The organism is Ideonella sp. sgz306126 (genome assembly GCF_056032705.1).
Window position 1 is genome coordinate 583,331 of the sequence record NZ_JBVYWP010000004.1, and the last position, 6,946, is coordinate 590,276.

Consider the following 6,946-nt stretch of genomic DNA (forward strand, 5'->3'; position numbering starts at 1 on the left):
TCGCCCTGACATGCTCACTTCGTTGACACACCGCAGGAAAACACCATGCCGACGCATCGGGCCATCCCTTAGCATGGCCCGGCGATCTGGGATGGGCCCGCGATGGGTGCTGACCTCCCGGGCGCCGATCGAACAACGGGGCTGTGAGCGGAAGGAGAAACCTTGATGTCCACCAACATGGCGCTTTATGCGGCGCTGGCGTGCGGTCTGTTAGCCGTCGTCTACGGTTTTGTGCAGAGAAGCTGGATCCTCAGCCAGGACGCGGGCAACGCCCGCATGCAGGAGATATCCGGAGCGATCCAGCAAGGGGCGGCCGCCTACCTGGCCCGCCAATACCGCACCATCGCGATGGTCGGTGTCGTGCTGGCCGTCCTGATCGGCTTGTTCCTGGACGGCAAGACGGCGGCCGGCTTCGTGCTGGGCGCCTTCCTGTCGGGGGCTTGTGGCTTCATCGGCATGAACGTGTCGGTCAAGGCCAACGTGCGCACCGCACAGGCGGCGACGCGTGGAATCGGGCCGGCGCTGAACGTCGCTTTCAAAGGGGGCGCCATCACCGGCATGCTGGTGGTGGGCTTGGGGCTGTTGGGCGTGGGTGTCTTTTTCCTGCTCATCACCGGGGGCGCCTCGCCTGACGCTGAGACCGGCCTGTCGCACACGCTGAAGCCGTTGCTGGGCTTTGCGTTCGGTTCCTCGCTGATCTCCATCTTCGCGCGCCTGGGCGGCGGCATCTTCACCAAAGGGGCCGACGTGGGCGCCGATCTGGTGGGCAAGGTCGAGGCGGGCATTCCCGAAGACGACCCACGCAATCCGGCGGTGATCGCCGACAACGTCGGCGACAATGTCGGCGACTGCGCTGGCATGGCCGCCGACCTGTTCGAAACCTATGCGGTGACTTTGATCGCCACCATGTCGCTGGGCGCCCTGATGGTGGCCAGCGCCCCGATGGCAGCCGTCGTCTACCCGTTGATGCTGGGCGGGGTGTCCATCATCGCCTCCATCGTCGGTTGTTCGTTCGTCAAGGCATCGCCGGGCATGAAGAACGTGATGCCAGCGCTGTACAAGGGCTTGGCAGTGGCCGGCGTGCTGTCGCTGATCGCTTTTTACTTCGTCACGATGTGGTTCTTTCCGCAGGCCCTGACGCTCGCCTCGGGGGCGTCGGTATCGGCGGGAGCCTTGTTCGGCGCCTGCGCTGTCGGACTGGTGCTGACCGCCGCGCTGGTCTGGGTCACCGAGTACTACACCGGTACGCAGTACGGGCCTGTCCAGCACATCGCCCAGGCCTCCACCACGGGCCACGGCACGAACATCATCGCGGGTTTGGGCGTCTCCATGCGCTCCACCGCCTGGCCCGTGATCTTCGTGAGCATCGCGATCCTGGTGGCCTACGGCCTGGCCGGGCTCTATGGCATCGCCATTGCCGCGACCGCGATGCTCAGCATGGCCGGTATCGTCGTTGCGCTGGACGCCTATGGCCCGATCACCGACAACGCCGGCGGCATTGCCGAGATGGCCGAACTGCCGGCGAGCGTCCGCGACATCACCGACCCGCTGGATGCGGTGGGCAACACCACCAAAGCGGTCACCAAGGGCTACGCGATCGGTTCAGCCGGCCTGGCAGCACTGGTGCTGTTCGCCGACTACACCCACTCGCTTGAAGCCCGGGGCATGCACGTGGACTTCAACCTGAGCGATCCGAAGGTGATCGTGGGCCTGTTCATCGGTGGGCTGATCCCTTACCTGTTCGGCGCCATGGCCATGGAGGCCGTCGGCCGCGCCGCCGGCTCGGTGGTGGTGGAAGTACGCCGACAGTTTGCCGAGATCAAGGGCATCATGGAAGGCACGGCCAAGCCGGAATACGGCAAGGCGGTCGACATGCTGACCACGGCCGCGATCAAAGAGATGGTCGTTCCGTCGCTGCTGCCCGTGGTGGTGCCGATCATCGTCGGCATGACCCTGGGAGCTGCCGCTCTGGGCGGGCTGCTGATGGGGACGATCGTCACCGGCCTGTTTGTCGCGATCTCGATGTGCACCGGCGGCGGCGCGTGGGACAACGCCAAGAAATACATCGAAGACGGCCACCATGGTGGCAAAGGCAGCGAAGCCCACAAAGCCGCGGTGACGGGGGACACGGTGGGCGATCCGTACAAGGACACCGCCGGGCCGGCAGTGAATCCGCTGATCAAGATCATCAATATCGTCGCCTTGCTGATCGTGCCGCTGCTGCCGATGGCAGCCTCGTCGAGCCCGCAAGCGATGTCGGCGGCCACGAGCCATGCCGCCGCGTCGGCTGCCAGCGCAAGCGTCGCTGCCGACGATGCGATCAAGATCTTCTTCGCCGTGGGTTCCGCAGCCCTGCCGGAGGGCGTCGCCGACAGTCTGAGCAAACTGGCCGATGCGGCCAAGGCAGGCCAGGGCAAGTTGGTGGTCAGTGGCTTTCACGACGCCTCGGGCGATCCGACCAAGAACGCCGAGTTGGCCAAGCAGCGTGCACAGGCGGTGCGCGACGCGCTGATCGCCGACGGGGTTGCCCAGGACCACATCGAATTGATGAAACCAGAACAAGTCAACGCGGGGGCCGAGGCCGACGCGCGCCGGGTGGACGTCAAGCTGATGTGAGATCCAGGGCGGCACACCATGCCGTCACACCCTGCCACTCCTAAGGCCGCCGAATGGCGGCCTTTTTCATGCCGGCAGGCAACACCCCAGCTGCGCGCAACGTATGCTGAGAACCCATGCGACTGACTTGGCTGGACGACGACACGCCGTTTCCTCCGACGGCGTTGGCGCTGGATGAATTCACGGACGCACCGGGCCTGCTTGCGGCCGGTGGCGGGCTGAGCGTGGAGCGTCTTCTGGCGGCTTACCAGCGCGGTATCTTTCCCTGGTACGCCGAAGGCCAACCGATACTCTGGTGGAGTCCCGATCCGCGGATGGTTCTTCCCGTCGCAGACTTCAAGCTCTCGCGATCATTGCGCAAAACTTTGAGGCGCTTCATCGCCACACCCGGATGCGAGATCCGCTTCGACCATGACTTCGAGGCCGTTGTGAATCTTTGCGCGCAGACGCCTCGGCAAGGACAACATGGCACCTGGATCCTGCCGGAGATGGTGACTGCCTACACCCGTCTGCACCGCGCCGGCCACGCCCACAGCGTCGAGACCTGGGTGGACCGGCAATTGGTTGGTGGCCTGTATCTGGTCAACCTCGGACGCATGGTTTTTGGCGAATCGATGTTTGCTCGCCAAACAGACGCTTCCAAGATTGCATTGGCCGCGCTGGTGGCCTTCTGTCGCACCCATGGCATTCGACTGATCGACTGCCAGCAGCAGACCGCCCACTTGGCCACCCTGGGCGCGCGACCGGTCGCACGTGAGCCTTTTGAGGCCCATCTTCGCGCAACCACCGTACTGCCCGCACCGGACTGCTGGACCTATGATGCAGCGTACTGGGAACAGTTGCTTGACCGAGAGGCTTCACCGCCCGACGCCGCACCCATGCAGGCCGATCCGTGACCCACCCCAAAGAGCTTCCATTCGCGTCGCTCCAGTTCTATACGACGGCGCCCTATTCCTGCAGTTACCTGCCAGACCGTCTGGCGCGCTCGCAGGTGGCCACGCCCGGACATGTGATCCATGCGGAGATCTATTCCGCGCTGGTGGCCACCGGATTCAGACGCAGCGGCCTCTTCACCTACCGTCCGCTCTGCGATGGCTGCCAAGCCTGCCAGCCGTTGAGAGTGCCGGTCGCACGGTTCAAGCCTTCCCGCAGTCAGCGGCGCGCCTGGGCGGCGCACGCCTCGCTCAAGGCCCGCGTGATGCGTTTGGGCTTTGTGGCTGAACACTACGAGTTATACCTGCGCTACCAAGCCGGTCGCCATGCCGGCGGCGGCATGGACCACGACAGCGTGGACCAATACAGCCAGTTCCTGCTGCAAAGTCGTGTCAATTCTCGATTGATCGAGTTCCGCGAACCTGCACCCGACAACGGCCCCGGGGTGCTGCGCATCGTCGCCATCGTCGACGTGCTTGACGATGGTCTGTCTGCCGTCTACACCTTCTATGATCCGGCGGTCAAGGCCAGCTATGGCACTTGGTGCGTGCTCTGGCAGATCGAACAAGCTCGACAGCTCAAACTGCCTCATCTGTACCTTGGCTACTGGATCGCCGACAGCCCCAAGATGGCCTACAAGGTGCAGTTCCGCCCCTGTCAACTGCGGCGCAACAACGTCTGGCAAGACGCCTGATGGGGTGTCGGCCAGCGAAAGGCTGCCTGCGTCAGGCACCGGCAGAACGCTCCGGGCGGCCTCTGCGGCCTCACGAATGTCCCTTCGTGGGATAATGACAGGCTAATGCTACGCGCCACGCGCAAGATGGCGTGCCTATTCGATGACCTGATATCAAGGAGCTCATTCTGGCCAAGGACGATCCCAAGACTGCCATCGACGCCGGTGGCTTGAGGTACCGCTCCAAAGTAGCGGGTTCACCTTTTTCCGCAACGGGCGCCTTCGGTGCCGCCACCATGTCGTGTTTTCTCTGCGGAAAGCACCGGCCACGTGCCCAACTGAAATCACGCAAGCTCCTGGGCAAGGCCCAAGCAGTTTGCTCGCCTTCGTGCAAGGAACTGGATCAGGCCTCTCAAGCCTGATCCCAAGGGCCCGCGACCCAAGGATTGCGGGCCCTTGTTGCGTCTGGCGCCCCGGAACCGAATCATGCCCTCGGCGTTCCTGTCCAAGTCCCCGCCAGGAAACCTGCCGGAGGACCTTCCCTTTGACGGTTTGACCGCGCACACGACCCAAGGTCCCCGCGCCTTGAGTCGTCGTGAGCGAGCCGCAATCATCCACAGAATTCAGGCTTTGATGGAATTCTGGGGTATCACTCCTCAGGATTTGTTAATCGATGAACAAGACCCGGTGATCGCGGCACCGTCGTCACGTCCTGTCAAATATCGTCACCCCGTTTCGGGAGAAACCTGGGATGGCCAAGGCCCGCACCCCGATTGGCTACGTCAGGCGCTTCTCCGCGAAGGCCTGCGTCTGGACGAACTCAAGCCCGCAGCCGGTTGACATAGGCCGGCAACGATCGAGAGTCCTCGATCGGCACGGTTGACGGTCGGTGTCGCAGGAGGCAGCGACATGGGCCAGTCGCTTGGGGCCGATGCCCGTTTGAGCCCGCCACGCCGACAACATTGGCATGCTAAATCATGCATTTTTGCGTGACGCACGTCACGTTTCGGCGTCACTCTTCTGCGCGAAGTCGTTTTAATCGGAGCTACACGCACGAGTCGGACCTCAGATTCTCCGCCGAGCAGTCGATAAGCGCTGGATCAGACATCACTCGTCCAACCACCAGATCGCATCTTTGATTTACGGCTTCATCGCAGGCTCGAATCGACACGTTATGTTACATTTTTAACGAAGTCAACAGTGACAGGATGCACGATCTCAGCCCATTTATGCATGGATAGGCGGAGTCACTCGTCTCCTTGTCGACGCCTCCTGTTACTCTTGTTGCAGTTTTGATCGCTTTCTTCCCGGGAGACTCCGCATGACCACCAAAGGACCCAGTGTCAAGGCGCCGGCCGTTCATCGCCACAGCGCCGCGCCCGGGCCACAGCCTGCAGCAGACGTCGCAATGCAGGCCGCGTTGGCCAAAGGCTTTGCGGTCAACCGGCGCTTGGTTGGCACGGTCTCGCTGCTTCAAGGTGAAGCCATGGTCCGCGGGAAGGACGGCTTGTTTCATGCGTTGAAGCCCGGTGACGTACTGCACAAGGGTGATGTGGTGCTCACCTCGCAGGACGGCATCGTTCAGGTGATCGCTCCTCATGGGCAGACGGACATCGACAAGGTCATCGCATCTTTGAATCGGGGCGATGCCGAGACCGCAGCGGCAGCAGGCCCTGGCGACAGCCCTCTTGAGCCTGGCTTGCGCGTTGGTCGAGTTACCGAGTCCGTCCAGCCGGCCAGTTTTGAGCAGAATCCTAACGAGCCTTCGGCTCGACCGAATTTTCAGTTGTACGACGGCGCCCACCAGACCAATTCCGTCGGTGCATTGAGCGCCCCTTCGGTAACCTTTCCCGCCGACGTCAACCACGATGGCCGGCTCAATCGGACCGAAATCAATGGTAACGGCGCGCTCCAAATCCATGTCGGTTTGCCCGCCAATGCCGCAACGGGCGACACGATCACGCTTCAGATCGGCGCGATCACACAAACCCATTTGATTACCCTTGCCGATATCCAGGCCCAAGGCTGGAATACCAGCATCCCGACACCGGCGGACGGCTCCACCATAGCGGCCACGGCGACCTTGTCCGATTCGAACGGCACCGTGTCGCCTCCTGGAACGGCAAGCACCACCGTCGACACCTCGCCTCCGCCGCTGACCGCCCGGCTCGACCCGGGGTCGGACACCGGCACCCACGGTGATGGCATCACCAGTGACACCACGCCCACCATCAGCGGCACCGGGGAAATTGGCGACACAATCCAAGTCAAGTTTCCCGCCACAGGCGAGGTCCTGACGACCACCGTGGGTGGCGACGGCACCTGGAGCGTGACGCCGACGCAATCACTTCCGAACGGCACCAGCGGTACGGTTCAGATCACAGAAACCGATCCAGCAGGTAACACGACCGGCGGTACCGTTCCCATCACGATCGATACGGGCGCACCCGCCGCGCCATCGGTCGCTCTCACCGCCGACGCCAACAACGACGGCTTCATCAACGCCGCCGAGCAGGCCGCACAAGTGGCTGGCCACGACGCGGTCTCGATCGGCCTGCCCGCCGGCGCCCAGGTCGGTGACACGCTGACCATCACCGACGGCGTCACTCCGCAGACCCATGTGCTGACTGCCGCCGACCTCACGGCCGGCGTCTACGTCACCTCGTTCGCCGAGCCGGCTCAAGGATCGACCCTCACCGTCAGTGCCACGCTGACCGATGCCGC

6 protein-coding genes are annotated in these 6,946 nt (G+C 63.3%); all 6 read left to right on the top strand.

What is annotated here, in order from left to right:
- The first annotated feature begins 165 nt into the window (after nucleotides 1–165).
- Nucleotides 166–2,616: a sodium-translocating pyrophosphatase gene (locus AC0N04_RS15115; RefSeq protein WP_474283056.1), complete on the top strand. Its 2,451-nt coding sequence runs from the start codon at nucleotides 166–168 to the stop codon at nucleotides 2,614–2,616.
- 116 nt (nucleotides 2,617–2,732) lie between these two features.
- Nucleotides 2,733–3,512 (top strand): leucyl/phenylalanyl-tRNA--protein transferase, encoded by a 780-nt coding sequence (aat, locus tag AC0N04_RS15120; protein ID WP_474283057.1) that lies wholly within the window; start codon nucleotides 2,733–2,735, stop codon nucleotides 3,510–3,512.
- Nucleotides 3,509–4,243 carry an arginyltransferase gene (locus AC0N04_RS15125; RefSeq protein ID WP_474283058.1) on the top strand — a complete coding sequence of 245 codons (735 nt, stop codon included), beginning with the start codon at nucleotides 3,509–3,511 and terminating at the stop codon, nucleotides 4,241–4,243. Before aat ends, AC0N04_RS15125 begins: the two co-directional genes overlap by 4 nt.
- Before the next feature lie 167 nt (nucleotides 4,244–4,410).
- Entirely contained in the window at nucleotides 4,411–4,644 is a 234-nt protein-coding gene (locus AC0N04_RS15130) for a hypothetical protein (RefSeq protein WP_474283083.1), read from the top strand.
- A 64-nt stretch (nucleotides 4,645–4,708) separates the two neighbouring features.
- Complete coding sequence (locus tag AC0N04_RS15135; RefSeq protein ID WP_474283059.1) at nucleotides 4,709–5,062, top strand: H-NS histone family protein; 354 nt, start codon at nucleotides 4,709–4,711, stop codon at nucleotides 5,060–5,062.
- 481 nt (nucleotides 5,063–5,543) lie between these two features.
- Nucleotides 5,544–6,946 (top strand): Ig-like domain-containing protein (locus tag AC0N04_RS15140; protein ID WP_474283060.1); only part of this gene is annotated, 1,403 nt, incomplete at its 3' end.